The sequence below is a fragment of the Pantoea alhagi genome (genome assembly GCF_002101395.1).
Taxonomy (GTDB): domain Bacteria; phylum Pseudomonadota; class Gammaproteobacteria; order Enterobacterales; family Enterobacteriaceae; genus Mixta; species Mixta alhagi.
This window is the reverse complement of record NZ_CP019706.1, coordinates 1,514,461-1,540,527: the sequence shown is the minus strand read 5'-3', so window position 1 is coordinate 1,540,527 and position 26,067 is coordinate 1,514,461. Positions and strand designations below refer to the sequence as shown.

The window sequence follows — 26,067 nt, the reverse complement described above, 5'->3', positions numbered from 1 at the left end:
ATTGTCTGTCCATAGTGAAAGTGAAATAACAGGGTTTGGTCATGTTGATAAACTGCTATATACGGCGCGCCTGCCCGACCACATTGCTCAGGATGTGCTGACACATCTGATCGATATCGACAATCTCATCCACACAGCCGAGTGCAACGGCTTCGCGCGGCATGCCGTACACCACGCAGGTTCTCTCGCTTTGCGCCAGGGTACGGGCACCCGCCTGGTGCATCGCCTGCATTCCCTGCGCACCGTCATAACCCATACCGGTTAAAATCGCTCCGACCGCATTCTTCCCGGCATATTTCGCGACGGAATGAAAAAGCAGATCCACGGAAGGACAGTGGCGGTTTACCGGCGGGAGATCCTGCAGTTGGGCGTGATAGTTCGCTCCGCTACGGGTCAGTCCAAGATGAATGCCGCCGGGAGCCAGATAAGCATGACCGGGCAAAATCCGGTCACCGTTTTCCGCCTCTTTCACTGTAATTCGGCATAACTTATTCAGCCGTTCAGCAAAGGAGCGGGTAAAACCGGCAGGCATATGCTGAGTGATCATGATCCCGGGGCAGTTAAGCGGCATGGCGGTTAATACCTGACGCAATGCTTCAGTACCGCCGGTCGATGAGCCGATAGCAATGATTTTCTCACTGCCGATTAAGGGGCTGGCTGGCAGGCGTGCCGGAGCAGAGGTTTCGCTATAGCGCTGAAAATTACGCACCCGGGCAGCCACGCGAATTTTATCTGCGATCAGTTCGCTATATTTCAGCATGCCGTCCTGCAGCCCCATCTGAGGCTTGGTAACAAAATCAATGGCGCCCAGCTCCAGCGCATTGAGAGTAATTTCTGACCCTTTCTGCGTCAGGGAAGAGACCATAATCACCGGCATCGGACGCAGGCGCATCAGGCGTTCCAGAAAATCCAGGCCATCCATGCGCGGCATCTCTACATCCAGCGTCAGGACGTCAGGCGAATGACGCTTGATCAGATCGCGGGCGATAAGCGGGTCGGGGGCCGTCGCCACCATTTCCATATCGGGCTGTTCATTAACGATTTTGCTCATAATGCTGCGTATTAGCGCCGAGTCATCAACGCAAAGAACTTTGATTTTATTCATGCTCGCTCCTGAGTCAGGCAGTAAACCGACTGTCCGCGCAGACGAAATGGCCCGTTTATATTGCTGAAGTTTTCTGAATGACCGACAAACAGCAGGCCGCCCGGCTTTAGCATGTTCTCAAAGCGTTGCAGAATGCGAAGTTGGGTTGGTTTATCAAAATAGATCATGACATTACGGCAAAATATGGCGTCGAAGCGGGTATCAAAGGGGGCGGGGACACGCCACTCAGGTGACAATAAATTGAGCTGTTGATAATGAATGGTGGAGAGCAGCGCGGGCTTCACTTTAACCTGCTCGCGCTGCGCGCCGGTACCGCGCAAAAACCACGCGCGTTTTTGTTCTGGCGTCAGATTTTGAATATCCGTATGTCGGTAAACGCCTGTTTTAGCTTTTGCCAGCACTTCGGTATCAATATCCGTTGCCCAGATACATGGACCGTTGAGATGGGGTCCCAGCGCTTCATGCAGCGTCATAGCGATAGAGCAGGGCTCTTCGCCTGTCGCAGCGGCGGTACACCAAACGCTATAGTTGCTCTGCCTTGAGCGGGCATGTTCAGCCAAAACGGGAAAATGATAGGCCTCCCGGAAAAAAGAGGTCAGATTGGTTGTCAGGGCATTAATAAACTGTTGCCATTCATCGCTAAAGGGATTTGACTCCAGCAAATTTAAGTAAGCGGTAAAGGTTTTCATGCCCAGCTGACGCAAGCGGCGCGTAAGACGGTTATAAACCATGTCATGTTTTTGATGCGTCAACACAATGCCTGCGCGCTGATAAATCAGCGCGGTGATTTTTTGCAGTTCTGCTCCGGTTAAAACAAAGTCGCTCTGGATATTCACAGTTGTATTGTTCAATTGAATGATTTCACTTGTCTTACTGCGCTGTTTTCTGCAGAGAGCAGTCATATTCGAAACCAACGCGTAGCCTGTGGCAGAAAGCAACCCTCTGATGACGGATAATAAATACCGCAGAGAGGGCTGCCGATTGCGATGTCAGCCAGGTAAGAAATGCCTGAAATAAATAATGAACGTTTCCCGTTACACGGACATATTCATTATTTCCTGATAAGCACTCACTAATTTGTTACGAACCTGGATGCCCAGATTGAGCGCAATGGAAGATTTTTGCATGGAAACCATGACGTCATTGAGGCCAATTCCCGGGGTGCCAGTCATGTAATTTTCTGACAAACTTTTGGAATGGTTTTGTAACTGGCTAATGTTGTTAAGGCTGTTAAGTAAAAGGCCGGAAAATGATACTGGTTCGCTATTTTTTGTATCATGAACAGACAGGCTATTTCCTGATGTTGAAATCTTATTCGCCTGAAATTGAATCTGTTCCAGCACACCTGTAGATTGGATTGACATAGCATTCCCTTATAAATAAACGCTGACAGACGCGAACGTCATACCAGGTTTTTTCCTTTTATTAACTTCTGATTAATATTGAGAATATCATGTTTTTGAATGTGGCAGATAATGCAAATAGCCCACATAAGCTCGCATTTATTAGCGCTTAATATTTTTATCAAATGGAGGATAATCCTTAAAGGCGCGTTGCCGGTAAAAGGCATTCCGCCTGTTAATACTGGTATCGGAACTGGCGCGCAGACTAATGGCTTATGGTGCAGATTGCATCATCTTTTATTCAGGTAGGATGACCGCATGGATGCCAGTGATAACAGTAGTAAACCTAAAACCCAATTGAACTTTACCTCGATGGTAGAGCGATTTCGTGCGAATCCTCGCTTTCTGTTTATTATTCTTGCCGCTGCATTTATATCAGTGATTATTGCGCTGTTATTTTGGGCGAAAACTCCCGATTACCGTGTTCTGTATAGCAATATCAGCGATGAAGATGGCGGTGCCATTGTCGCGCAGCTGACACAGATGAACGTGCCCTATCGTTTTCAGGAGCATGGCGGTGCCATCATGGTACCGGCCGATCGGGTATATGAGGCCCGCCTGAAACTGGCCCAGCAGGGATTGCCAAAAGGCGGACAGGTGGGTTTCGAGCTGCTCGACCAGGAAAAGTTTGGTCTTAGCCAGTTTAACGAGCAGATTAACTACCAGCGCGCGCTTGAAGGCGAACTGGCGCGCACCATTGAGAAACTGGGCCCGGTACGCAGCGCGCGCGTGCACCTGGCGATCCCTAAGCAAACGCTGTTTGTACGCGAGCAAAAGTTACCTTCCGCCTCGGTAACGCTGGATTTAAATGCGGGCCGCTCACTGGATGCAGGGCAGGTTAATGCGATTAGCTGGCTTATCTCCAGCGCGGTGCCCGGCCTGAATGCCGATAATGTCACGCTGGTCGATCAGCGTGGTAATTTGCTGACTCAGCGCGGCGCTCAGGCGATCCAGACCAGTCAGCTTAAATATATCAATGAGATCGAAGCGGATTACCGCCAACGTATTCAGGCTATCCTGGCACCGGTGGTAGGGGCGGCCAATGTCAAAACACAGGTCACCGCGCAGATCGATTTCACTACGCATGAGCAAACGGCAGAGCAATATCAGCCGAACAGCGCGCCGGAAAACATGGCCGTACGTAGTCGTCAAATCAACAGCAGCGAGCAGGGTAATAAAGCAGCGCCGGGCGGCGTGCCGGGCGCGCTGAGCAATCAGCCCTCCGCTCCCCCTTCCGCGCCGATTGAGCAACCCGCTGCGGCAAATAATGCACAGACGGGCGCTAAGAGCGAGGCCGTACCAACTCAGCCTTACAGTCGCCAAAAAGATGAAACCACCAACTACGAACTGAACCGTACGCTTATCCATACCAAACGCAGCCCCGGCACGATCGAACGTCTCTCGGTGGCGGTAGTGGTGAACTATCAGCTGGATAAGGAAGGCAAGCCGGTCGCGTTGGATAAAGAACAAATGGAGAAGATCCAGGCGCTGGTTAAAGAGGCGATGGGCTACTCCAGCGAGCGCGGCGATAGCTTAAACGTAGTCAACTCCCTGTTTACTGATGAGCCGGCCGAGCCGGAAACGCCGTTCTGGCTGCGTCCTGTCTTTATCGATTCGATGTTGATCGCGGGTCGCTATCTGCTGGTGCTGCTGGTGGCATTGGTGCTATGGCGCAAGATGCTGCAGCCTTTCTGGATTAAGCATCAGGAGCTGGCGCTACAGCGTCTCGAACTGGAAAAGGAAGCGCGTCAGGCCAGGCTGGATGCACAGCTACGTAAAGCAGAAATGCGTGAGCAGGCGAAAGCGCAGCAGCGTGTGGAAACCGAAGTCAATGTACAGCAGTTGCGCAGTATGGCTGAGCAGGACCCGCAGGTTATCGCTCTGGTACTCCGTCAGTGGATGAATAAGGAACAGTCATCATGAATGCATGCGAAAAAAGCGCGATCATCATGCTAACGCTCGGCGAAGAGCGTGCTGCGGAGGTCTTTCGTCATCTCAATACCCATGAAGTAACGCAAATCAGTAGCGCGATGGTCAGCATGAGTGGCTTTACCCATGAACAACTGGCTGAAGTGCTAAAAGAGTTCCAGAACGATGCGGGCGATTTCGCCGCGCTTACCGTTAATACCAACGATTATCTGCGCAATGTGCTGATACAGGCGCTGGGTGAAGAGCGCGCTTCCAGCCTGCTGGAAGATCTGCTGGATACCCAGGGCAATAATAGCGGCATTGAAACGCTGAACTTCATGGAGCCGCTGGCGGTATTTGAACTGATTCATGAAGAACATCCGCAAATCATCGCTACCATTCTGGTGCATCTGAAACGCGCCCAGGCGGCGGACGTGCTGACGCGCTTTGATGAGCGCGATCGTAACGACATCATGCTGCGTATAGCCACCTTCGGCGGCGTACAGCCTGCGGCACTGCAGGAACTGACGGAAGTGCTGAATAATTTGCTACACGGCCAGAACCTCAAACGCAGCAAAATGGGTGGGGTTCGTCCGGCTGCAGAAATCCTTAACCTGATGAAATCGCAGCAGGAAGAAGCAGCTATTGAGGCGGTACGTGAATTTGACCATGAGCTGGCGCAGAAAATTATCGACGAGATGTTCCTGTTCGAAAATCTGCTTGAGACCGACGATCGCAGTATCCAGCGTATCCTGCAGGATGTGGATAACGAAACGCTGATTATTGCCCTCAAAGGGGCGGAGGCGCCGCTGCGCGATAAGTTCTTCCGCAATATGTCGAAGCGTCAGGCCGATATTATGCGCGAAGATCTCAGTGCACGCGGGCCGGTACGTATGTCGCAGGTGGAAGCCGAACAGAAAACCATTCTGCAGATTGTACGCCGCTTAGCGGAAAGCGGTGAAATTAACATTGGCGGCAGCGAGGATGTCTATGTCTGATCCTCAGCAGTTAACCGGCTGGCAGATCTGGCAGCCCGAAGATCTGTGTAAGGCAGATATGCTGTCTGACGATGTGCAGATCATGGACAGCGAATCGACACCAGAGCAGCAGCAGGCAGAGCTGCAACGGCTGCGACGCCAGGCAGAACAAAAAGGTCTGGCGCAGGGCCTGGCGCAGGGCATTGAGGAAGGTCGTAAACAGGGGCACCAGGAGGGTTTTCAACAGGGGCATCAGGCCGGCATTGAGCAGGGTCTGGCAGAAGCCAGAGAACGCCAGCAACAAACCACGGCGCAATTTACCGAGCTGTTGCACTCGTTCCAGGCGGCGATTGATAACCTTGAGAAGGTGATTCCGTCGCGTCTGGTGCAACTGGCGCTGGCAGCAGCCCGTGCCACCCTGGGTAAAAACCTGGCTTTCGACAACAACCTGCTGCTGGAGAAAATCCAGTCGCTGTTGCAGCAGGAGCCGCTGTTCCAGGGGCCTGTTCAGCTCTGGGTAAATGCCGACGAGTTTTCGGCGGTGCAGGAGCAACTGGGTACCGTACTGGCGAAACAGGGCTGGGAGCTGCGCGCCGATAACGATATGTTGCCCGGCGGCTGCCGCATCACCTCGGCAGAATGCGAACTGGATGCCACCGTTTCCAGTAGCTGGCAGGCGCTGTGTCAGCTCAGCCGTGAGGATTATGGCGCATGAGCCAGCGACTTGCACGGTGGCTGCAGGCCATTGATGACAAAGAACAGCGGATGGCGAGTTTATCCGGCATACGCCGCTACGGCAGATTAACGCGAGCTACCGGCCTGATATTAGAGGCCGTGGGCTTAACGCTGCCGATCGGCACATTGTGTCGGATAGAGCGTGACAGCGCGCACGGCGGCGACAGCGTGGAAAGCGAAGTTGTCGGCTTTAACGGACAGTTGCTTTATCTGATGCCGCTGGAGAATACGGATGGCATTCTGCCGGGGGCGCGAATTTATGCCCCGGATACCGGCACGACCAAAGGCAAAATGTTACCGCTGGGAGAGGCATTGCTGGGCCGGGTGCTGGATGCGCGCGCCCGACCGCTGGACAACCTGCCTGCCCCCGAAACGCGCCAGCGCGGCGCGCTTTTTTCCATGCCTTTTAACCCTTTGCTGCGTGAGCCGATCAAGTCTGTGCTGGACGTGGGCGTATGCGCTATTAATGGCCTGTTAACCGTCGGGCGTGGGCAGCGAATGGGGCTTTTTGCCGGCTCCGGCGTGGGGAAATCGGTGCTGCTTGGCATGATGGCGCGCTATACCAAAGCGGACGTTATTGTGGTTGGGCTGATTGGCGAGCGTGGCCGAGAAGTTAAAGATTTTATTGAGAATATCCTGGGGAAAGAAGGGCTAAGCCGTGCTGTCGTAATCGCCGCACCGGCCGATGTTTCACCTATCTTGCGGATGCAGGGAGCCGACTACGCGACGCGCATCGCGGAAGACTTTCGTGACCAGGGGTTAAACGTATTGCTGATTATGGACTCGTTAACCCGCTATGCGATGGCGCAGCGTGAAATTGCGCTGGCAATTGGCGAACCTCCCGCCACCAAAGGCTATCCGCCTTCGGTTTTTGCTCGCTTGCCTGCGCTGGTGGAGCGTGCCGGCAATGGCGTGCAGGGAGGCGGCTCGATTACCGCGTTTTATACCGTACTCACCGAAGGGGACGATCAGCAAGACCCGATTGCCGACTCGGCCCGTGCGATTCTGGATGGTCACGTGGTGCTGTCGCGTCGGCTGGCGGAGGCGGGACACTATCCCGCCATCGATATTGAAGCCTCTATCAGCCGCGCCATGACCGAGCTGATCCCACCCCAGCACTACAAAAAAGTACAGCGTTTCAAACAGCTGCTTTCTGCCTGGCAGCGTAACCGCGATTTGATTAGTGTCGGCGCCTACGCCGCCGGCAGCGACCCCTTGCTGGATCAGGCGATTGAGCTTTATCCACAAATGGAGCATTTCTTGCAGCAGGGAATTTATGAACGCAGCGAATATGAAGCCTCGTTCGCCGCGCTCTCTGCGCTGTTTCCCGATTTACCTGACCACCAGAAGGAGAGTAGCGAATGACACAGCGTTCCCCAATGAAGGTGTTGTGCGAACTGGCGGAACAGACCTTAAGCGATACCACGAACCAGCTTGGCAAGGTGCGCCAGGCTCACGCCAATGCCGCCGCACAGCTTGAGCAGTTAACCCGCTATGAGCAGGAATATGGGCGACAGTTACAGACAACGATGTCAGCTACCGGCATGCCGGTGATCAACTTGCTCAGTCATCAATTTTTTATCTCGTCGCTTGGTCGGGTTGTTAAACAGCATACCGGCCATGTTGCTGCCTGCCAGCAGTCGGTCGATCAGGCGCTGGATCGCTGGAAAAAAGATAAGCGACGGCTGAATGCCTTTGAAACCCTGGTGAGCCGGGCCGATAGTGTAAAGCAGGCGAAAGAAAATCGTCTGGAGCAAAAGTTAATGGATGAATTCGCGCAGCGCGCAAGCTTAAGGAATAGCGGTTTATGATGATTAACACCATCGCCTCCCTGCCGGGTGCGGCCCCCGCAGCGACGTCAGGCAACAGTATCGATACCGGTTTCGCCAGTGTGCTGGATAGTGAACTCGCTGCGGTTACGGACAGGCTTATGCCCCTTATACAGGGAAAAGAGCCACGACCAGCCAGCGACAAACTGAACGAAGAGGAGGTTGATGCGGTTGCGGCCTGGCTGATGCCGGTCGTTCTGCCTGATGCCATGGTTGCCTCTCTGCCGTCTGCAGCCGTGGCAGAAACAATAGCCGCTGGGCAACCCGCTATGGCCAGCCTGGCTAAAGCTGTCGCCGCACCGCAAATCGCGCAGCCTGGCAATGCGCTAACCAATGACACCGATGCGCTTCAGGTCACAACAGAAAAAGGCTCATTGCAAACGGCGCGTCAAAACTCTGCCGACGAGATGCTGCGTATGATCGCCAGCCCGCAGGCCGCTCATCACAGCGGAAAGCCTGCCGAGCCGAAGACGCAGCAAAGCTCTGCCCCTGACGCCTTTATCAAGCAAGCTATCGGCGTAGCGCAGGGGCTTGAAGGTGAAGGTGACAACGCTGTTCTGCCCGTTGATAACCGTGTGCAGACAGTGCCTCTTACCGCCGCACCCGCTACCTCTCCGGTATCGCTGGCAACACCCGCTGCTGCATCCTCTACGTCCAGCACCCTGCTACCGGTCGCGTATGGTGTGCTGGAACCGGAAGTTGGATCGCCAGCCTGGCAGCAGGCGCTTAGCCAGAAAATTAACGCCTTTACCCGCAATGGCGTTCATCATGCCGAGCTGCGTTTGCATCCTGAGCATTTAGGGCCGTTACAGATCAAGCTGCGGCTGGATCAGGATCAGGTTCAATTACATTTCATTACCGATCATCAGCCGGTGCGCGCTGTGCTGGAGACCGCGATGCCTCATCTGCGTACCTCGCTGGCCGAAGCGGGAATTCAGCTGGATCAGGGCAGCGTTGGTCATGATAGCGCTGCAGCATGGGGTTCTTCAGCAGATTCTGGCTCAGGGCAATCTTCTCCTTCTCAAAAAGAGACTGGTGTAGAACCGCTAATCGAAGTGGAAGAGGAAATTACGCCTCAGCGAATTTACTCTCCTATGGGAATAAGCATTTTTGCCTGAAGAATAACGTCAATGATTTACCATCACTAATTACTTCTTTTTGAGGCATTGTTCAGGGGCTTGCTTGTAATAGAATTTGCTATTCAATGGATCTGTCTCATTGAGCGTCAGGTAGTTTATAACAGGAATTGTTAATTCGATGTCAAATAAAAAAAAGTCGACGACGACAGGGAAAAGTAAAGCAAGATCGTTATTTATTTTTTTCATTTTACTTTTGGCGATAGCTGCCTGTGCCATCGCCGCCTGGACTATGTACGAAATGAAAAATATGCAGGCGCGCCTGTTGTCAGATGATACGCCGCCTGAGGTCATCGAAGTTGTTGAGCCGGTAGCACCCGTTTATGTCCCGCTGGATACCTTTACCGTTAGCCTGAAGCCTGGCGGTGAAGAGTTCGATCGCGTTCTTTATATTGGCTTAACGCTGCGCGTAAGTAATGAAGAAGATAAAATAAAGATAGAAAAATATTTGCCGGAAGTACGCAGCCGTTTATTAATGCTATTTTCCGGACGCAGCGCGGAAGAGTTATCGGTTAACGAAGGCAAGTCGCAATTAATCCAGGATATTAAACAGATATTAAACATGCCTCTTGATGAAAAACCAGGAGTGACTGTTACGGATGTTTTGTTTAACGCCTTTATATTACGGTAACGCTTATGTCTGACAGCATATTATCGCAGGCTGAAATTGATCGCTTGCTCAACGGCGGCGGCAGTAGTGAACCTGAAAAAGTCGAGAAAGAGCTGACTGGCGATGAAACCATCAAGCCTTACGATCCCAACACTCAGCGCCGCGTGGTACGCGAACGTCTGCACTCGCTTGAGATTATTAATGAACGCTTTGCCCGGCAGTTTCGGATGGGGCTGTTTAATCTGTTACGACGCAGTCCGGATATCACCGCTGGTAATATAAAAATACAGCCCTACCATGACTTTGCCCGTAATCTTCCGGTGCCGACCAACCTCAATTTAGTGCATATGAATCCGCTACGCGGAACAGCACTGTTTGTTTTCTCGCCCAGCCTGGTTTTTATGGCGGTTGATAACCTGTTTGGCGGCGACGGGCGTTTTCTCACCAAAGCGGAAGGACGTGAATTCACGCCAACCGAGCAGCGTATTATCAAGCGCATGTTGTCGATGGCGCTGGAAGCTTATGATTACGCCTGGAGCTCTATTTTTAAATTAGAAACTGAATATGTGCGCGCTGAGATTCAGGTTAAATTTACTAATATCACCTCATCCCCTAACGATATTGTAGTTACCACGCCCTTTTATGTGGAAATAGGTTCGCAAAGCGGCGAATTTGATATCTGTATTCCTTTCAGCATTATTGAACCGCTGCGTGAGCTATTAAGTAATCCGCCACTGGAAAATTCGCAGCAGGAAGATGCTCAGTGGCGCACGGTATTGGCTTCGCAGGTAAAAGATACCGAACTGGAGCTGGTGGCGAATTTCACCGACATACAAACACGCCTGTCAAAAATTCTCGCGCTGCAAAAGGGCGATGTTATTCCGTTGGACAAGCCGGAAAATATTGAAGCATGTGTTGATGGTTTCCCGGTTCTTTCGGGCAGCTATGGCTCTGTTAACGGTCAATATGCTCTTAAAATCGAGAAACTATTAAAGCCTAATTTACCGTCATCAAATAAGGAGCAATATCCCCATGAGTGACGCAAAACAGCCGTCGGAGACTGACGATCAGTCTACAGACAACCTTTGGGGGGAAGCGTTAGCCGAGCAGCAGACTACGGAAAGTCAGGCTAATGCACCGGTTATAACAAAAGACACACAGGTTGCTGCATTTAGCGAAGATCTCAAGCTTATCCTTGATATCCCGGTAAAAATGACCGTGGAGCTGGGCCGTACCAAAATGACCATCAAAGAGTTGCTGCGTCTGAGCCAGGGCTCAGTGGTCACTCTCGATGGTTTAGCTGGCGAACCACTGGATATTCTGATTAACGGCTACCTTATCGCCCAGGGCGAAGTCGTCGTGGTTTCCGATAAATTCGGTATTCGTATCACCGATATTATTACGCCTTCTGAACGTATGCAGCGTTTAAGCAGGTGACGGCTAACCGGAATGCAGATCTGTTATGAATGATACTTCTACCACCCTCTCGCTGATCACTCAGGTGAGCGGCGCGTTGGCGATTGTCGTCCTGCTGATTATTTTCTGTGCCTGGCTGGCGCGTCGCTGTGGCTTTGTCAGTCATGGCCGCACGCAGGGAGCGGCGATCGTGGTGAAAAGCAGCCATTCGCTCGGCCAGCGCGAGCGTCTGGTGGTGATAGAGGTAGATGGTCAACGATTGCTGCTGGGCGTTACGCCCGGCGCGATAACCCGTCTTAGCCGCCTTGCTCACCCCGCTGAGGCACAGGCTGCGGCGGCGCCAGATTTTCAGCTTACCCTAAGGCGCTTGCTGAAACGCGGCAAAGCGGAACCTGAACAATGAGTTCTTTCATTTTTACCGTAAAGCGTTGCCGGCTGGCGCTGGCGTTGTGGTCTTTACTGCTGCTGCCGCATGCGGCCCTGGCCGCCAACGGCGATATCCTGCTGACGCGGGGCGGCGGCGGCGAAAGCTGGTCTTTGCCGATCCAGACGCTGGTTCTGCTCACTTCTCTGACGTTTTTACCTGCCATCCTGCTGATGATGACGGGGTTTACCCGCATCATTATTGTGCTGGGCCTGCTGCGGAATGCGTTGGGTACGCCTTCCACGCCGCCTAATCAGGTGCTGCTGGGGCTGGCGTTGTTTATTACCTTTTTTGTGATGTCGCCGGTATTTAATCAGGTGTATGAGAATGCCTGGCTGCCGCTGTCGCAGGATAAGATCACCATGGAAGAGGCACTGCCGCGCGCGGCGAAGCCGATGCGTGAATTTATGCTGAGCCATACGCGCGAAGCCGATCTGGCGCTTTATACCCGCATGGCGAAGGTAGATAACTACGCCAGTCAGGATGAGGTGCCGCTGCGTATTTTGCTGCCCGCTTTTGTTACCAGCGAACTAAAAACCGGTTTTCAAATCGGCTTCGCGGTATTCATTCCATTTCTGATTATCGATCTGGTGATCGCCAGCGTGCTGATGGCGCTGGGGATGATGATGTTGCCGCCCGCCACCATTTCTCTGCCGTTCAAGCTGATTCTGTTTGTGCTGGTGGATGGCTGGCAGCTCATTATGGGTTCGCTGGCTCAGACTTTTATCAACTGACGGGATAACAGATGACGCCAGAAAGCGTAATGGCGATGGGTTTTCAGGCCATCCGGGTAGGACTCATGCTGGCCGCGCCGCTGCTGCTGGCGGCACTGGTCACCGGCCTGATCGTCAGTATTTTACAGGCTTCCACGCAAATCAATGAAATGACGCTGAGTTTTATTCCCAAAATCCTGATGATTGTTGCGGTGGTCGTCGCGCTTGGACCGGGCATGCTCTCAACGATGCTGGATTATATGCGGGCGCTCTATACTACTCTTCCTCAGATGATTGGCTGATATGCAAAGCCTGTCGCTGGATGCGCTGCCGCTGCTGGTGAGCCACTACTTTTGGCCGCTGATGCGTGTGCTGGCGCTGTTTAGCACCGCGCCGGTATTTAATGACAAGTCGATCAGCGCTCGGGTTAAGGTGGGGCTGGCGGCGATTATCGCCCTGCTGCTGGGGCAAAATCTGCCTGATGACGCTATTCCACTGATCTCCATTATGGGGCTTTGGGTCGGCTGCCAGCAGTTGCTGATCGGGGCGGCGATGGGCCTGACTATCCAGTTACTGTTTGTTGCCGTGCGCTATGCCGGTGAGATCATCGGGCTGCAAATGGGCCTCTCTTTCGCCATGTTTTACGATCCTAACGGCGGCGATAATATGCCGGTGGTTTCCCGTCTGCTGAATCTGCTGGCCATCCTGCTGTTTCTGCTGTTTAACGGTCATCTGCTGATGCTGGAAGTGCTGGCGGAAAGTTTTCAGTTGCTGCCGATAAGCACCGCGCCGCTGAACCGCGACGCATTTAGTGCCATTGCGACTTCCGGCAGCCTGATTTTTCAGTTCGGCATTGCGCTGGGGCTGCCGGTGATCACGCTGTTGCTGGCAATCAACCTGACGCTTGGATTACTGAACCGCCTGACGCCGCAGCTATCCATTTTTGTGGTGGGTTTTCCGTTGACGCTCGGCGTAGGGATGCTGGTAATGTTGCCGTTAATGAATTATTTCGCGCCTTACTTTTATCATCTAATGGAAATGGTATTTACCCGCCTCTCGCAGATTATGCTGCTGTTCAGATTGGGCTAAAAAAGGCCGCAACCTTATTATTGCGGCACTGATCACCTGTTTACTGACCTTAAACACGCACCCAGCTCACGTCATAGTGATAATGGTTGTCCTGTAGCAGATATTCCGACGAGACGCTGGGACTCCAGGAATCATCGCCACCTACGCCCATATGGAACCCGTCCAGATTCAGCCAGCTTCCCGGCTCCTCCTGTAACAAATGGCGGTGCGTAACGTCGCGCAACTGCGCCTGGCTGTAGCGGCTGAGATTAAAGTGGAAGTGACCGCGCCATTCGTTGTCGCCATACTGCAACCATTCGCTGTCGCAGCGCAGGCCGTTCTCGCTGGGAAATACATACGGGGTATAGAGCGCCGCCAGCGGCAGCTGCCAGCGATCGTAGCGGGCGGACTGTTTGCGATCTGGATAATTTTCATGCGGGCCAAGGCCGAGCCAGCTTACCTGCGGCTGCACCTGCGCCAGCTGGCAGGTAAGTCCGATACGTGCCGGCGCCGGGATGCCTGGCGCGACATCCACATCCACGCTGATATGCAGTTCGCCGGTGTGGTCGATGCGATACGTTTTACGGCTGATAAACAGGATTTGGTTCTGATAGCGCCAGCTGTGCACCGTATGCAGTTGTACTTCACGGCTGAGACGCTCTGCTACGCACCGTTCCAGCTGCGGCTCCATCTGATAGAAACCGGCCGCTTTCCAGCGCTCTACCCAGGCGTTGGGATCGATGCGTGCGGCTTCGCTAACGCCAATATCATTATCCAGCGGCGCACGCGTAAACTGATCCTCTAATGGCTTTAGCAGCGCCGCTTCCCCACCTTTCCACCACTGTGTCAGCAGGCCATTTTCCCGGCTGAACTGCCAGCGCTGTGCGCCAAGCTGAATATCAAAGGCGTGCTCGCTGACGTGAAGCTCGGGAGCTTCGCCCGCACTGTGCGACGCAGCGGGCAGCGTTAATGGCGAGGCCAACTGCCACTGCTGCCAGGCGCAGATATGTCCTGCCTCAGACCAGGCGGTGGCGGCAATTTGCTGCACCTGCACCGTCAGCCATACCTGACCGCTGGCGGTGATCGCAGGCAGATCGCTGAGGGTAATCAGCTGCGTGCCTTCAGGCGCAATATCCAGCTGAATCGTGCCGCTGGCCAGAGTGCGGCCTTCCTGCGCCAGCGTCCAGATCAGCTGTTCGTTATCGCAGTGGCGGAACAGGTATTCACTGCTGATCTCCAGCTCTGGCGGCTGCGTGCTGTTCAGCGTAAAGCGGAAAAACTGCTGCGCCTGCTGCGCTTCAAATAGCGCCGGATGCGGCGTGCGATCGGCAAAGACCAGGCCATTCATACAGAACTGACGATCGTTTGGCTTATCGCCGAAGTCGCCGCCGTAAGCGGCCCAGGGTTTGCCGATATCGTCATAGCGGGTCAGTGATTGATCGACCCAGTCCCAGACAAAACCGCCCTGCAGACGTGGATACTGACGAAACGCCTGCCAGTATTTATGGAAGCCGCCAAAGCTGTTGCCCATGGCGTGTGCGTATTCGCACAGAATCAGCGGACGATGCTCATCCGGCATGCCGATCCATTTTTTTATCGACCACTTCGGTACCTGCGGGAAAGGCTGATCCTGATCGACACGCGCATACATCGGGCAAATAATATCGGTAGCCGCGCTGTTAGCGCCGCCGCCTTCATACTGCACCGGTCGCGTCGGGTCGTTAGATTTAATCCAGCGGTAAAGCGCATCATGATTGTCGCCGTGTCCCGACTCATTGCCCAGCGACCAGATGATGATGGAGGGATGATTGCGGTCGCGTTGCACCATGCGCGTCACGCGCTCGCTCATTGCGGGCAGCCAGACGGGATCGCTGGAGAGGCGGTTCATCGGCTCCATGCCGTGCGTTTCGATATTGGCTTCGTCTACCACATACAGTCCGTAGCGATCGCACAGTCGGTACCAGAGTGGATGATTCGGATAATGCGAGCAGCGTACCGCATTAAAATTATGCTGTTTCATCAACAGAATATCGCGGCGCATGGTCTCTTCATCCATTACCTGACCGTTCTCTGGATGATGCTCATGGCGGTTGGTGCCGCGGATCAGCAGGGGTTTGCCGTTCAGCTTCAACAGACCCTGCGAGATTTCTACCTTACGGAAGCCAACATCACAGGCCTCCGCCTCCAGCAATGTACCGCTACGGTCATACAGCAGCACCACCAGACGATAAAGCGTGGGCGTTTCGGCGCTCCAGAGCTTTGGCGCGGAGACCGGCAGGCGCAGCGTGGTGCGATCTTTCCAGGCACCGCGCTCATCAACGATCTCGCTGCCGAGCGGCTGCTGACGCTCGCCCAGTAACGCTTCGCCGAACCAGAGCTGCATCGTAACCTGCACGCCCGACAGCGACGCGCCGTTAACCACTACCAGCGCCTTAAGCTCGGCATGGCTAAAACTTTCATTAAGCTGGGTGACCACCTGCAGATCGCTAATGCGGGTGTGGGGCTTATGCAGCAGCGACACGTCGCGGAAGATGCCGCTCATGCGCCACATATCCTGATCTTCCAGATAGCTGCCGTCGCTCCAGCGCAGTACCATAACTGCCAGGCGGTTCGCGCCGGGCTGCAACACGTTGCTGAGGTCGAATTCAGAAGGCAGGCGGCTGTCCTGGGCATAGCCGATCCAGTGGCCGTTGCACCATAAATGGAAGGCGGAATTCACGCCGTCAAAAACAATCCGTGTCTGACCAGTGGCGAGCCAGTTTTCATCCACATAAAATGTGAGCGAGTAACATCCTGTTGGATTATCTGCCGGAACAAAGGGTGGGTTAACCGGAATCGGGTAGGCCACATTGGTATAAACTGGCGCATCGTAACCCAGCATCTGCCAGTTTGAAGGCACCTGGATATCATCCGCGTCAGTCAGATCCTGTTGCAGCCAGCTTTCCGGCACTGCTTCCGGTCGAGGGAAATAACTAAAAGCCCAGCTTCCGTTCAGGCTCCGCAGGCTGGTGGAAGAAGTATCATTCCGCGCCGCCTCAGGCGATCGCCAGCTGCAAAACGGCGGATGGGCTGGGAGCTGATTTATTTGGGTTACCGCCGGGTTTTCCCAGTCGCGGCGTGCCAGGATGGCGCTTAGCGTGGCGGCAGAGGTGCCAGCTTTTACCGTCATATCCTTTTCCTTATGCTTTTGTGATGCGCTCACATTTGATGGCAATATGGTTTTGACTGATGGCGAAGTAAAGGCACGTAGCCAGGATTGGTGATGGGATTCACAAATAATCGTGGAAGGGAAAACCGAAAAGGGGCTGGTGGGCGGCTTTGCTGGCATCAGCCTGCCGCAAACGGGCGAGGCCGTGGCCTGACCCGCAACTAAATGGATAATGGGGAGAATTGGCTAAGATTATGAAATATATAATAATATTATTCTGATTTGTCAGGGGATCAGCGCCTCGGGGCGACTATTTCAGACGTGCCGCCTGGCGCGCCAGCTGCATGAGCGCCTCTGACAGCGCCTGCGGAGAAAGCGTTTCTCTTCCCGGCGCGGCGGTGGTTTTGCGCACCACCAGGCTGACCGGCAGCAGATCGGAACGGATCGGCGCATCCGGCTGATGGATCATTTCGATCATCCGCGCCACGCTGTTTTTACCCAGCGTCCGGAAATCCTGCTTAATAGTGGTCAGTGGGGGAATAAAGCAGGCGCTGTCGGCGGTATCGTCATAGCCGATAACCGATATATCGTGCGGTACTTTAAGGCCCGCTTCAGTGATAGCCCGTAGCGCGCCTAATGCCATTTGATCGTTAGCTACCAGAATGGCACCGGGCTGTAGGCCTTCTTTCAACAGACGGGTCACCTGTTGATAGCCGGAAAGCGCGCTCCAGTCTCCTTCCATTACCGCCGTGGCTTGAAGCTGTTGTTGCGCCAGCGCCTGCTGCCAGCCTTCAAAGCGCAAACGCGCCGAAACTGAACTTCGCGGCCCGGCCAATAGCGCAATTTCCCGATGCCCCAGTTCCAGCAGATGCGCCACGCCCAAACGTGCGCCCTGGTCAGGATCGAAAATGACGCTGTTGGCGTCCAGCTGTGGCGAGACATCCAGAAACAGCGCCGGCACATCCTGACAGAGCGCCGCCAGGCTTTGCGCCTCTTCATCCTGTAGCGGAATATTCACGATCATCCCATCTACCCGCTGCGCCAGCAGGCTGTTAATCGCCGCTTTCGCCGCCTCCAGCCCGCTTTTTTCAGTCATAGAGATCACCACGTTAAAACGTTCTTCACCGGCGCGGGATTTAATGGCGGCGGCAATTTGCGACGGCGCATGCAGCGAAAGATCAGAGGTCGCAAGCCCGATAGTGTGACCAGTTTTACCCGCCAGCTGCTGTGCCACACGGTTAGGCACGTAATTCAGCGCCACCATTGCCGCTTCCACCCGCAGCCGGGTCTTTTCTGACACGTTTTCTGCCTGGTTTATTACCCGCGAAACGGTCTGGTAAGAGACGCCGGCATACTGTGCCACATCATAAAGGGTTGTCGACTTCGCTTTCATCCCGGCTTCCTTAATAGATTCGCGCGGACCGTTCGGTCACTCATGGCGGAATAGTATGCCGGGCGGTGAATAAAGTAAAAACCAGGATGAGTAAACCAGGACAACGTTCTGTCAGAGCAGCAACGAGGGGTTATCGGTGTGAGCGATGATTTTGCAGAGAGTTTAGCGGCATCGGTAGGATGCTCACTATGAAGTAGCCAGCTACGTTGAATAAAAATTAATTGTAATATGATGGCGGTCAATACATCTTGCTCTGGGATTGAATAAATTATCGACGTTTTTTCTCTCGTTAAGCTGTTGCATCAAATAGAGTAACCTCGAAACTTAACTCAAATAACAAGAATTATCTTTTTAATCCGCAGGAATGAGATATGGAGAACTTAGCATTTTAACAGATTAAACGGATTTTTTATTAATGACCTGCCGGATGCCTAAAACACAAGAAACATAATTTTTGCTAAACAGCTATCGTCATAAACATTGTTTTATTAAGATATGCGCGAAATTATCTGCATACCGTTGGCAGCGTTTTGACTGCACACCCGTTTTATCGGGGAAATTAAGCCAAAGCGAAATTTCATTTCATCAGTAAATTACTTTGAATGGAGTTTTTATGAAAAAAGCAGCGAAGATGTTTGCAGTGTTTGCGGTTATGGGGGCTTTGGCAGGCTGTGCGCGTACTGCGCCGGTTGATAATGTTCATACCACCATTAGCGCTGGGTATACCCAGGCGCAGGTTAAAAACGCAATTTTAAAAGCGGGCGCGCAGCGTCAGTGGATTATGAGCGAAGCGGGGCCGAACGTTATCAAAGCGCGCCAGCAATCACGTGACCATATGGCTGAAGTTCTGATTAATTATTCTGCTACCGGCTACGCCATTAATTATGAAACCAGCAATAATTTATTGGCATCCGGCGGTAAAATTCACAAAAACTATAACCGTTGGGTACGCAATTTAGATAAAGATATTCAGGTCAACCTCGCTACCAGCACCCTGTAATAAAAAATTATTCTAAAGTCGGGCCAGCAATGGTCCGATAACCCTATTTTTCCCAAGACAGGATTGCTCTTCATGTACGAAACGGACACGCTCAGCGCACTGGATGCTATCACTGAAGCGCAACGAATTGCTTTTGCGCCGATGCTGTTTCAAACAGCGTTATGTCTACGCAATGCGGGCGTGCTGGCCTGGCTGGATATGAAAGGAAAGCAGGGCGCTACGCTGGATGAGATTGTCGCCAACTGTCATCTGAGCGAATACGCTATTAGCGTCTTGCTGGATATGGGATTAAGTGGCCGTATCGTGACCTGCCAGGATAAATATTACCGTCTGGCTAAAGTGGGGCATTTCTTGCTGCATGACACCATGACGCGCGTAAATATGGATTTCACGCAGGATGTCTGTTATCAGGGGTTATTCTTTTTAGAGCAGGCGTTAAAAGAATCCAAACCATCTGGGCTGAAAGTGTTTAGCGATGCAGAGACGATCTATCCGGTGCTGTCGCAGCTGCCTTCGCCCGCGCGCGAAAGTTGGTTTGCATTCGATCATTACTATTCCGATGTAGCCTTTAACGCTGCGCTACCTTATATTTTCGCCAACAGGCCGAAAAAATTATATGATATTGGCGGCAATACTGGAAAATGGGCGCTGAAATGTTGCCAGTACGATCAAAATATTGCAGTTACGCTTCTTGATCTGCCACAACAAATTGAACTTGCTCGCCAGAATATCGAAAATGCAGGGCTATCGCATCGTATCGGCTTCCACGCGGTCGATATGCTTGGTGACGCGCCGCTTCCTGCAGAGGCCGATATTTGGTGGATGAGTCAGTTTCTCGACTGTTTTTCTCCCGATCAGATTATCGCTATGCTCAGCCGTATTGCAGATAAAATGAAGCCCGGCGCGCGACTATGCGTGATGGAACTTTTCTGGGACGCGCAGAAATTTGAAGCTGCATCGTTCAGCCTGAATGCGACTTCACTCTATTTTACCTGTATGGCTAACGGCAATAGTCGTTTTTACAGCGTAGAGAAGTTTTATCGCTATCTTGAGATGGCTGGCTTTAGGGTCGAGCAACGCATCGATAACCTCGGCGTTGGCCATACTTTATTGATATGTGAAAAGTTTTAATATTCCTGTCGGTTCCTGCGTTGTTTAATGCGCCGCAGAGCTGCTAACTGATTGCGGACGCCGTTGATGAAATTTAGCTTAAACCTTATCGACTGGCAGGCCAGAGCGCCTGGACTCAGTGACGCTACGCAATGGCAACGTTGGGCGCGTCAGCCGCATGCCATTGACCCCGATGCACCACCGGCAAAACTGACGGAACTTCCGATGATGACCGCCCGGCGTCTCTGTTCTGGCAGTAAATTAGCTGTCGAGTGCGGGCTGGCAATGCTGCGCCGCCATAGCATTGACGCGGTGCTTTTTAGCAGTCGTCACGGCGAGCTGGAGCGCAACTATCGCATTCTTCAGGCACTGGCGCGTAATGAAGACGTTTCGCCGACTGATTTCGCCATGTCGGTACATAACTCTGCGGTGGGCAATTTAACCATCGCCGCAAAGCAACCGGTGGTTTCTTCCTCACTATCTGCAGGCATGGATACTTTCCATCAGGGCTTGTGCGAAGTGATATGCCTGCTACAGGCGGGGTATCAACGTGTATTGATGGTGGATTTCGACGGCTTGCTGCCTGCGTTTTATCACCCCAGGCTGCCACCGCAAATGCCGACCTGGGCATGGGCTGTGGCGCTGGTATTTGAAGCGGGTAGCGCGCTGCACTGTACAACCGAGAGCGGAGGCGACGGAATGGAGCCGCTACTGCCGCAGAGCCTGCAATTTATGCAGCATTACTTGGACGATGTTGCTGAATTCACTATCCCAGGTGAAAAAACGCAGTGGCGCTGGAGCCGCGTATGATGCACGCCATCGCCTGGTTAAACCGCCTTTGGCGTCTGTTGATGACCGGTTTCTGCTTCACGCTATTCGGTCTCGGCGGGCTTTTACTGTCTCTGGTCTGGTTTAATCTCCTGTTGCTGATAGTGCGCGATAAAAACCAGCGCCGACGCCTCGCTCGCCGCTCTATATCAGCCAGCTTCCGTTTTTTCCTGGCAGTGGCTAAAGGCGTAGGGGTACTGGATTATCGTATTCATGGCACAGACATTTTACGTAGCGAACGCAGTTGCCTGGTGGTGGCGAACCACCCAACTCTGATTGACTATGTGCTGCTTGCTTCAGTCATGCCGGAGACCGATTGCCTGGTAAAAGGCGCGCTGCTGAAAAATCCCTTTGTTAGCGGTGTGATTCGCGCAGCGGATTATCTGGTTAACAGTGAGGCCGATCGCTTACTGGCTCAAAGCCAGGCGCGGCTGGCGCATGGCGATACGCTATTAATCTTCCCTGAAGGTACGCGTACGCGACCCGGAGAAGAGATGACCCTACAACGAGGGGCGGCCAATATCGCGGTACGCTGTTGTAGCGATCTGCGCATTGTGACCATTTGTTGCAGCGAACATCTGCTCGACAAACAAAGTAAATGGTATAACGTGCCCCCGGCAAAACCGCTGTTCGAGGTTACCGCAGGCCAACGGGTGCAAATTGAACATTTTTATCAGGCTAATTCACAAGAACCGGCGCTGGTGGCAAGGCAGCTCAATCGGCATCTTTTAATGCAATTACAAACAGTTGGGAATACTTTCAGGACGCAATAATGCAATCGCTTTATTTAGAAATTAAACATCTCATTATCAAAACATTAAATCTGGATGAGCTGACGGTCGATGATATCGATACTGATGCAGCGCTGTTCGGTGATGGGTTAGGGCTGGATTCTATCGATGCCCTGGAATTGGGACTGGCAATGAAAAACCAGTACGGCATCGTACTCTCTGCTGAGAGCGAAGAAACGCGTCAGCATTTCTTCTCTGTCGCGACGCTAGCCGCTTTCATCCATTCACAACGCGTCTGATAACGAGCCTGCTATGACAGAACAACAAGCAATATATCAGGAAGTCTCCGCGCTTCTGACTAAACTGTTCGAAATCGATCCTGACGATATCAAACCTGAAGCCCGTTTATACGAGGATCTCGAACTGGATAGCATTGATGCCGTCGATATGATTGTGCAACTGCAGAAAAAGACTGGCAAAAAGATCAAGCCGGAAGAGTTTAAAGCGGTGCGCACCGTCCAGGATGTCGTCGACGCGGTAGAGCATCTGTTACGAGAAGCCTGATTTACCGTGAGTGGCTGCAAAAAACTACCGGGCATTCAGGTAGCAACGGGAATAACACTGTTGGCCTGGCCATTTGTGGTCTGGTTCGGCCTGACGCATAACAGCCTGCACTGGCTGCTGCCGTTGATAGCGCTGCTGCTGGTTTTACGCTTGTGGCAAGCAAAGCGAACGGCGGGGCCGATGCGCATTGTCATGCAAAGTGTGGCACTGGTTGGCATTATTTTATGCATCGCCAGTACGCTGCTAAAAACCCATCAGCTGCTGCTGTTTTATCCGGTAGTTGTCAACCTGCTGATGCTTGCCCTGTTTGGGGGATCATTGTGGACGGCTATGCCGTTGGTTGAGCGGCTGGCGCGCCTGCACGATCCCCTGCTTCCCCCTGAAGGCGTACGCTATACCCGGCGAGTCACCCAGGTATGGAGCCTCTTTTTCATCATCAATGGCAGCATCGCCCTTTTTACTGCCCTGCAGGGCAACATGCGTTTGTGGACGGCATGGAACGGCATTATCGCTTATGGGTTGATGGGAGTGCTAATGGCCGTTGAATGGCTGGTGCGTCGTCAGGTAATAAAGCGGAAAATTCCATGAATCAGACCCTTCCTTTGTCACATTGGCTTAGTGCATCTCGTCCGGATAATACTGTCATCGCCTGGCTTGGCAATCATACCTGGACGCTGGGACAGTTGCGCTATGATGTCGCCCTGTTGGTAAATGACCTGCAGCGTCAGGAAGGCGAACGCTGGGCGCTCTGCTTCGAAAACAGCTATCTGTTTATTGTGGCGTTGCTGGCGACGCTAAGCGTGGGCAAAACACCGGTGATCCCCGGCCACTGTCGCGTTTCTCTACTGGAAGAGCAGCGCTCGTTGTTTTACGGTGTATTGAGTGACCAGCCGCTGGAATGGCGCGGCATACTGCATGTGGTCTCTTCGGCAAAAACGAGCGCGCCGACAGCGGCGGCGTTGCCCGACATTGCGCCCAGTCGTTGTATCGAACTCTATACTTCCGGCTCCACAGGTCAGCCCAAACGGGTAGTGAAAAGTGTCGCTACGCTTGATAAAGAAGCTGCCCTGCTGGCCGCCCGCTTTGCCGACCGGCTGACAGGATGCCGGGTGGTTGCTTCTATTGTGCCTCAGCATCTGTATGGGCTGACTTTCCGCATCTTTTTACCCGTATCGCTTGGGATGCCGCTCCATGCCGCCATGCTCTATTATGCCGAGCAGTTGGCCGCGCTGGATCATCAGTACCGATATCTCTTCGTCAGTAGTCCCGCCTTTCTCAAGCGGCTGGATCCTAACCTAACGCCGCCGCCCGTCAGCATGATCCTTTCTGCTGGCGGCATGCTGTCGTGGCAGCATGTCATCGACACGCAGCGCTGGTTTGGCATCTGGCCCGATGAAATTTATGGCAGCACTGAAACCGGCATTCTCGCCTGGCGCCAGCGTCAGCAGGATATTATCCCCTGGCTCCCCTTTCCGGATGTACACATTGCGGCTGAGGGCGACGCTTTTCGTGCCTTCTCGCCGTTAATTGCCAGCGAAGAAGGACTGCTGCTGGATGATATTTTACAAATTGAAAATAGCGGACGTTTTCATCTGGCCGGGCGGCGTGGAAGGGTAGTGAAAATCGAAGAGAAACGCATTTCCCTAAGTGAAGTGGAACGCCGCCTAATGTCGTTGGACGGTATCCGTGATGCAGCGGCATTGCCGGTCACGCGTGGCGGTCGTCAGGGAATTGGCGCGGTGCTGGTGCTGGAAGAGGCACTGCGCCAGACGCTGCAGCAGACAAACATCAAAGCGCTGGAACTCTCATGGAGACGCGCGCTGCTTCCCTGGCTGGAACCCGTCGCCGTTCCGCGCTATTGGCGGATAGTCGATGAAATTCCGGTTAATAGCATGAATAAGCGTGTCTATGCGCAATTACAGGAGTCATTTAATGAAAGCCCGTGAAATTGAACGCCATCAGATGCTGCCCGGTCAGGCCGCTATTGTGCTGCATCTTGATCCGGCGCTGTTCTGGTTCCGGGGCCATTTCGCCATACAGCCGTTACTGCCTGGCGTGGCGCAGCTTGACTGGGTAATGCACTATGCCGGGATGCTGCTTGCGCCTGGCTTTCGCTTTCACAGTATGCAGAATATTAAATTTCAGGCGCCGCTGCTGCCAAATAATACCGTTACGTTAACGTTGAGCTGGCAGGAGGAGCGCCAGATCCTGACGTTCAGCTATCAGCGTCATGAGGGAGAGGCGCGCCATACGGCCAGCAGTGGAAAGCTTCGCTTATGCCGTTAAACTTTTCGCCCTGTGTCGTCATTCCCTGCTACAACCACGGCGCCATGATGGCAGGCGTGCTTGCACGTCTCGCCCCGTTCCAACTGCCGATTATTATTGTGGATGACGGCAGCGATAAAGAGACGCAGCAGACGCTGGCGGCACTTGCCGACCTTTACCCACAGCTGACGCTTATCCGCCTCGGACAAAACGCGGGCAAAGGCGCGGCGGTGATCCGCGGCCTGGCGGCGGCGGATCAGGCGGGTTTTACCCATGCGGTGCAGGTAGATGCTGACGGGCAGCATGCCATTGAAGATATTCCAGCTCTGTTGGCACTTTCGACACAACATCCCGATGCGCTGATTTCCGGTCAACCTATTTATGACGACTCGATTCCGCGCTCGCGCCTGTATGGACGTTGGATAACGCATATTTGGGTATGGATTGAAACGCTCTCATTGCAGTTAAAAGACAGTATGTGTGGCTTCCGCGTCTACCCGATCATGCCAACATTGCAACTGGCGCAACGCATCGCGCTGGGCCAGCGTATGGATTTCGATACCGAAGTGATGGTACGACTCTACTGGCAGGGCAATACCAGCTACTTTATACCAACCCGCGTTACCTATCCGCAGGATGGGCTGTCGCATTTTGATGCGCTAAAGGACAACATTCGAATATCGCTTATGCATACCCGGCTGTTCTTCGGCATGCTACCGCGCATGCCGTCGCTGCTGATGCGGCGGCGCGCGCAGCACTGGGCAAAGCAGCGCGAAGCGAAAGGATTATGGGGAATGCGTGTTATGTTGACGGTTTGGCAATTGCTGGGGCGTCACGCCTTTTCTCTACTGCTGTGGCCGGTCGTTGCCGCTTACTGGTTAACAGCTGCTTCTGCCCGACGTGCATCACAGTCATGGCTTGCACGCGTACGTAGCCGGCTGCAGGAACGTCATCTGCCAGTGCCAGCGAATCTCAACAGCTATCGTCATTTTCTGCGTTTCGGCGATGCCATGCTGGATAAAGTGGCCAGTTGGCGCGGCGAACTTCAGCTCGGGCGCGATGTGTTTTTCGCTCCGGAGGCGGAAGCGGCGCTTAGCACGGATCAACCGCAGGGTAAATTGCTGCTGGCCTCTCACTTAGGCGATGTTGAAGCTTGCCGCGCAATGGCGCAGCTGCAGGGCGGGAAAACCATCAATGCGTTGGTATTTAGCGAAAATGCCCAACGCTTTAGGCAGATTATGGCTGAGAACGTGCCGCAGGCCGGGCTGAACCTGATACCGGTTACCGATATCGGCCCGGACACGGCCATTATGTTGAAAGAAAAACTGGATCGTGGCGAATGGGTGGCGATCGTCGGCGATCGCATTGCGGTTCATCGCCAGCGAGGCAGCGACTGGCGAGTGGTCTGGAGCCCATTTATGGGTCAACCTGCGCCTTTCCCGCAGGGGCCGTTTATTCTTGCCGCTCTGCTGCGCTGTCCGGTACTGCTGATTTTTGCTCTTAAACAACAAGGCAAACTCCATATTCATTGCGAGCCGTTCGCCGATCCACTGCTGCTGCCCCGCACGGATCGCCACGCAGCTTTGGAGCAGGCAGTCAACCGCTACGCAGCCCGCCTTGAGCACTACGCGCTGCAAGCCCCGCTGGACTGGTTTAACTTTTTTGATTTCTGGCATTTACCTGACGCCAACGATAAGGAATGAA

General features: G+C 53.4%; 27 protein-coding genes and 1 pseudogene. 23 read left to right on the top strand and 5 right to left on the bottom strand.

The window, feature by feature from the left end; genetic code table 11:
• Window positions 1–55 precede the first annotated feature (55 nt).
• The 3 genes from B1H58_RS07180 to fliE form a co-directional block, all read right to left on the bottom strand.
• Window positions 56–1,105 (bottom strand): protein-glutamate methylesterase/protein-glutamine glutaminase, encoded by a 1,050-nt coding sequence (locus B1H58_RS07180; RefSeq protein ID WP_085069023.1) that lies wholly within the window; start codon window positions 1,103–1,105, stop codon window positions 56–58.
• A complete protein-coding gene (locus B1H58_RS07175) occupies window positions 1,102–2,007 on the bottom strand; it encodes a CheR family methyltransferase (RefSeq protein WP_085069021.1) in 906 nt (301 codons plus the stop codon). The genes B1H58_RS07180 and B1H58_RS07175 overlap by 4 nt, the downstream gene beginning before the upstream one ends.
• Window positions 2,008–2,139: 132 nt before the next feature.
• On the bottom strand, window positions 2,140–2,469 hold the full coding sequence (gene fliE / locus B1H58_RS07170) for a flagellar hook-basal body complex protein FliE (RefSeq protein WP_085069019.1): 330 nt from the start codon (window positions 2,467–2,469) through the stop codon (window positions 2,140–2,142).
• 297 nt (window positions 2,470–2,766) lie between these two features.
• Between fliE and fliF the strand changes: the two genes are divergently transcribed.
• The 13 genes from fliF to fliR all read left to right on the top strand — a co-directional run bounded on the left by fliF (window position 2,767) and on the right by fliR (window position 13,345).
• Window positions 2,767–4,431 (top strand): flagellar basal-body MS-ring/collar protein FliF, encoded by a 1,665-nt coding sequence (fliF, locus tag B1H58_RS07165; RefSeq protein ID WP_085069017.1) that lies wholly within the window; start codon window positions 2,767–2,769, stop codon window positions 4,429–4,431.
• On the top strand, window positions 4,428–5,414 hold the full coding sequence (gene fliG, locus B1H58_RS07160) for a flagellar motor switch protein FliG (protein ID WP_085069015.1): 987 nt from the start codon (window positions 4,428–4,430) through the stop codon (window positions 5,412–5,414). Before fliF ends, fliG begins: the two co-directional genes overlap by 4 nt.
• Entirely contained in the window at window positions 5,407–6,108 is a 702-nt protein-coding gene (locus B1H58_RS07155; RefSeq protein ID WP_085069013.1) for a flagellar assembly protein FliH, read from the top strand. The genes fliG and B1H58_RS07155 overlap by 8 nt, the downstream gene beginning before the upstream one ends.
• On the top strand, window positions 6,105–7,493 hold the full coding sequence (gene fliI / locus B1H58_RS07150) for a flagellar protein export ATPase FliI (RefSeq protein ID WP_085069011.1): 1,389 nt from the start codon (window positions 6,105–6,107) through the stop codon (window positions 7,491–7,493). Before B1H58_RS07155 ends, fliI begins: the two co-directional genes overlap by 4 nt.
• Window positions 7,490–7,939 carry a flagellar export protein FliJ gene (gene fliJ / locus B1H58_RS07145; RefSeq protein WP_085069009.1) on the top strand — a complete coding sequence of 150 codons (450 nt, stop codon included), beginning with the start codon at window positions 7,490–7,492 and terminating at the stop codon, window positions 7,937–7,939. Before fliI ends, fliJ begins: the two co-directional genes overlap by 4 nt.
• Window positions 7,936–9,075 carry a flagellar hook-length control protein FliK gene (locus B1H58_RS07140; protein ID WP_085069007.1) on the top strand — a complete coding sequence of 380 codons (1,140 nt, stop codon included), beginning with the start codon at window positions 7,936–7,938 and terminating at the stop codon, window positions 9,073–9,075. The genes fliJ and B1H58_RS07140 overlap by 4 nt, the downstream gene beginning before the upstream one ends.
• Window positions 9,076–9,214: 139 nt before the next feature.
• Window positions 9,215–9,724, top strand: coding sequence for a flagellar basal body-associated protein FliL (gene fliL, locus B1H58_RS07135; protein WP_085069005.1), 510 nt, complete (start codon window positions 9,215–9,217; stop codon window positions 9,722–9,724).
• Between the two features lie 5 nt (window positions 9,725–9,729).
• Window positions 9,730–10,743, top strand: coding sequence for a flagellar motor switch protein FliM (gene fliM, locus B1H58_RS07130; protein WP_085069003.1), 1,014 nt, complete (start codon window positions 9,730–9,732; stop codon window positions 10,741–10,743).
• Window positions 10,736–11,140, top strand: coding sequence for a flagellar motor switch protein FliN (gene fliN / locus B1H58_RS07125; RefSeq protein WP_085069002.1), 405 nt, complete (start codon window positions 10,736–10,738; stop codon window positions 11,138–11,140). The genes fliM and fliN overlap by 8 nt, the downstream gene beginning before the upstream one ends.
• A gap of 25 nt (window positions 11,141–11,165) precedes the next feature.
• A complete protein-coding gene (fliO, locus tag B1H58_RS07120) occupies window positions 11,166–11,522 on the top strand; it encodes a flagellar biosynthetic protein FliO (RefSeq protein ID WP_085069001.1) in 357 nt (118 codons plus the stop codon).
• Window positions 11,519–12,277 (top strand): flagellar type III secretion system pore protein FliP, encoded by a 759-nt coding sequence (fliP, locus tag B1H58_RS07115; protein WP_085068999.1) that lies wholly within the window; start codon window positions 11,519–11,521, stop codon window positions 12,275–12,277. Before fliO ends, fliP begins: the two co-directional genes overlap by 4 nt.
• Window positions 12,278–12,288: 11 nt before the next feature.
• Window positions 12,289–12,558, top strand: a complete 270-nt coding sequence (gene fliQ / locus B1H58_RS07110; RefSeq protein WP_085068997.1) for a flagellar biosynthesis protein FliQ — start codon at window positions 12,289–12,291, stop codon at window positions 12,556–12,558.
• A 1-nt stretch (window position 12,559) separates the two neighbouring features.
• Window positions 12,560–13,345, top strand: coding sequence for a flagellar biosynthetic protein FliR (fliR, locus tag B1H58_RS07105; protein WP_085068995.1), 786 nt, complete (start codon window positions 12,560–12,562; stop codon window positions 13,343–13,345).
• A 49-nt stretch (window positions 13,346–13,394) separates the two neighbouring features.
• Here fliR and B1H58_RS07100 read toward each other — a convergent pair whose 3' ends face one another.
• Together B1H58_RS07100 and B1H58_RS07095 are read right to left on the bottom strand one after the other, a co-directional pair.
• The gene (locus tag B1H58_RS07100; protein ID WP_085068993.1) at window positions 13,395–16,493 is read right to left on the bottom strand and encodes a beta-galactosidase; all 3,099 of its coding nucleotides are present in this window, start codon (window positions 16,491–16,493) and stop codon (window positions 13,395–13,397) included.
• Window positions 16,494–16,782: 289 nt separating this feature from the next.
• Window positions 16,783–17,865 (bottom strand): LacI family DNA-binding transcriptional regulator, encoded by a 1,083-nt coding sequence (locus B1H58_RS07095; RefSeq protein WP_085068991.1) that lies wholly within the window; start codon window positions 17,863–17,865, stop codon window positions 16,783–16,785.
• A gap of 613 nt (window positions 17,866–18,478) precedes the next feature.
• Between B1H58_RS07095 and B1H58_RS07090 the strand changes: the two genes are divergently transcribed.
• The 10 genes and pseudogenes from B1H58_RS07090 (at window position 18,479) to B1H58_RS07045 (ending at window position 26,066) form a co-directional block, all read left to right on the top strand.
• Window positions 18,479–18,865: a hypothetical protein gene (locus B1H58_RS07090; protein ID WP_085068989.1), complete on the top strand. Its 387-nt coding sequence runs from the start codon at window positions 18,479–18,481 to the stop codon at window positions 18,863–18,865.
• Between the two features lie 72 nt (window positions 18,866–18,937).
• Entirely contained in the window at window positions 18,938–19,996 is a 1,059-nt protein-coding gene (locus B1H58_RS07085) for a methyltransferase (RefSeq protein ID WP_085068987.1), read from the top strand.
• Window positions 19,997–20,062: 66 nt separating this feature from the next.
• Entirely contained in the window at window positions 20,063–20,785 is a 723-nt protein-coding gene (locus B1H58_RS07080; protein ID WP_085068985.1) for a beta-ketoacyl synthase chain length factor, read from the top strand.
• A pseudogene (locus tag B1H58_RS07075) lies at window positions 20,785–21,601 on the top strand (lysophospholipid acyltransferase family protein). The gene B1H58_RS07080 and the pseudogene B1H58_RS07075 overlap by 1 nt, the downstream one beginning before the upstream one ends.
• Window positions 21,576–21,833 (top strand): phosphopantetheine-binding protein, encoded by a 258-nt coding sequence (locus B1H58_RS07070; protein ID WP_085068984.1) that lies wholly within the window; start codon window positions 21,576–21,578, stop codon window positions 21,831–21,833. Before B1H58_RS07075 ends, B1H58_RS07070 begins: the two are co-directional and overlap by 26 nt.
• Window positions 21,834–21,846: 13 nt before the next feature.
• Window positions 21,847–22,098: an acyl carrier protein gene (locus B1H58_RS07065; protein ID WP_085068982.1), complete on the top strand. Its 252-nt coding sequence runs from the start codon at window positions 21,847–21,849 to the stop codon at window positions 22,096–22,098.
• A gap of 6 nt (window positions 22,099–22,104) precedes the next feature.
• Window positions 22,105–22,686, top strand: a complete 582-nt coding sequence (locus B1H58_RS07060) for a COG4648 family protein (RefSeq protein WP_085068980.1) — start codon at window positions 22,105–22,107, stop codon at window positions 22,684–22,686.
• Window positions 22,683–24,044, top strand: a complete 1,362-nt coding sequence (locus B1H58_RS07055) for an AMP-binding protein (protein ID WP_085068978.1) — start codon at window positions 22,683–22,685, stop codon at window positions 24,042–24,044. Before B1H58_RS07060 ends, B1H58_RS07055 begins: the two co-directional genes overlap by 4 nt.
• A complete protein-coding gene (locus B1H58_RS07050; protein WP_085068976.1) occupies window positions 24,031–24,384 on the top strand; it encodes an ApeI family dehydratase in 354 nt (117 codons plus the stop codon). Before B1H58_RS07055 ends, B1H58_RS07050 begins: the two co-directional genes overlap by 14 nt.
• On the top strand, window positions 24,375–26,066 hold the full coding sequence (locus B1H58_RS07045; RefSeq protein ID WP_085068974.1) for a glycosyltransferase family 2 protein: 1,692 nt from the start codon (window positions 24,375–24,377) through the stop codon (window positions 26,064–26,066). Before B1H58_RS07050 ends, B1H58_RS07045 begins: the two co-directional genes overlap by 10 nt.
• Window position 26,067 lies beyond the last annotated feature (1 nt).

Excerpts from the sequence above, each read along its gene's own strand:
- B1H58_RS07180 (WP_085069023.1), bottom strand. The coding sequence starts at position 1,105 with ATGAATAAAATCAAAGTTCTTTGCGTTGATGACTCGGCGCTAATACGC.
- B1H58_RS07175 (WP_085069021.1), bottom strand. The coding sequence starts at position 2,007 with ATGACTGCTCTCTGCAGAAAACAGCGCAGTAAGACAAGTGAAATCATT.
- fliE (WP_085069019.1), bottom strand. The coding sequence starts at position 2,469 with ATGTCAATCCAATCTACAGGTGTGCTGGAACAGATTCAATTTCAGGCG.
- fliF (WP_085069017.1), top strand. The coding sequence starts at position 2,767 with ATGGATGCCAGTGATAACAGTAGTAAACCTAAAACCCAATTGAACTTT.
- fliG (WP_085069015.1), top strand. The coding sequence starts at position 4,428 with ATGAATGCATGCGAAAAAAGCGCGATCATCATGCTAACGCTCGGCGAA.
- B1H58_RS07155 (WP_085069013.1), top strand. The coding sequence starts at position 5,407 with ATGTCTGATCCTCAGCAGTTAACCGGCTGGCAGATCTGGCAGCCCGAA.
- fliI (WP_085069011.1), top strand. The coding sequence starts at position 6,105 with ATGAGCCAGCGACTTGCACGGTGGCTGCAGGCCATTGATGACAAAGAA.
- fliJ (WP_085069009.1), top strand. The coding sequence starts at position 7,490 with ATGACACAGCGTTCCCCAATGAAGGTGTTGTGCGAACTGGCGGAACAG.
- B1H58_RS07140 (WP_085069007.1), top strand. The coding sequence starts at position 7,936 with ATGATGATTAACACCATCGCCTCCCTGCCGGGTGCGGCCCCCGCAGCG.
- fliL (WP_085069005.1), top strand. The coding sequence starts at position 9,215 with ATGTCAAATAAAAAAAAGTCGACGACGACAGGGAAAAGTAAAGCAAGA.
- fliM (WP_085069003.1), top strand. The coding sequence starts at position 9,730 with ATGTCTGACAGCATATTATCGCAGGCTGAAATTGATCGCTTGCTCAAC.
- fliN (WP_085069002.1), top strand. The coding sequence starts at position 10,736 with ATGAGTGACGCAAAACAGCCGTCGGAGACTGACGATCAGTCTACAGAC.
- fliO (WP_085069001.1), top strand. The coding sequence starts at position 11,166 with ATGAATGATACTTCTACCACCCTCTCGCTGATCACTCAGGTGAGCGGC.
- fliP (WP_085068999.1), top strand. The coding sequence starts at position 11,519 with ATGAGTTCTTTCATTTTTACCGTAAAGCGTTGCCGGCTGGCGCTGGCG.
- fliQ (WP_085068997.1), top strand. The coding sequence starts at position 12,289 with ATGACGCCAGAAAGCGTAATGGCGATGGGTTTTCAGGCCATCCGGGTA.
- fliR (WP_085068995.1), top strand. The coding sequence starts at position 12,560 with ATGCAAAGCCTGTCGCTGGATGCGCTGCCGCTGCTGGTGAGCCACTAC.
- B1H58_RS07100 (WP_085068993.1), bottom strand. The coding sequence starts at position 16,493 with ATGACGGTAAAAGCTGGCACCTCTGCCGCCACGCTAAGCGCCATCCTG.
- B1H58_RS07095 (WP_085068991.1), bottom strand. The coding sequence starts at position 17,865 with ATGAAAGCGAAGTCGACAACCCTTTATGATGTGGCACAGTATGCCGGC.
- B1H58_RS07090 (WP_085068989.1), top strand. The coding sequence starts at position 18,479 with ATGAAAAAAGCAGCGAAGATGTTTGCAGTGTTTGCGGTTATGGGGGCT.
- B1H58_RS07085 (WP_085068987.1), top strand. The coding sequence starts at position 18,938 with ATGTACGAAACGGACACGCTCAGCGCACTGGATGCTATCACTGAAGCG.
- B1H58_RS07080 (WP_085068985.1), top strand. The coding sequence starts at position 20,063 with ATGAAATTTAGCTTAAACCTTATCGACTGGCAGGCCAGAGCGCCTGGA.
- B1H58_RS07070 (WP_085068984.1), top strand. The coding sequence starts at position 21,576 with ATGCAATCGCTTTATTTAGAAATTAAACATCTCATTATCAAAACATTA.
- B1H58_RS07065 (WP_085068982.1), top strand. The coding sequence starts at position 21,847 with ATGACAGAACAACAAGCAATATATCAGGAAGTCTCCGCGCTTCTGACT.
- B1H58_RS07055 (WP_085068978.1), top strand. The coding sequence starts at position 22,683 with ATGAATCAGACCCTTCCTTTGTCACATTGGCTTAGTGCATCTCGTCCG.
- B1H58_RS07050 (WP_085068976.1), top strand. The coding sequence starts at position 24,031 with ATGAAAGCCCGTGAAATTGAACGCCATCAGATGCTGCCCGGTCAGGCC.
- B1H58_RS07045 (WP_085068974.1), top strand. The coding sequence starts at position 24,375 with ATGCCGTTAAACTTTTCGCCCTGTGTCGTCATTCCCTGCTACAACCAC.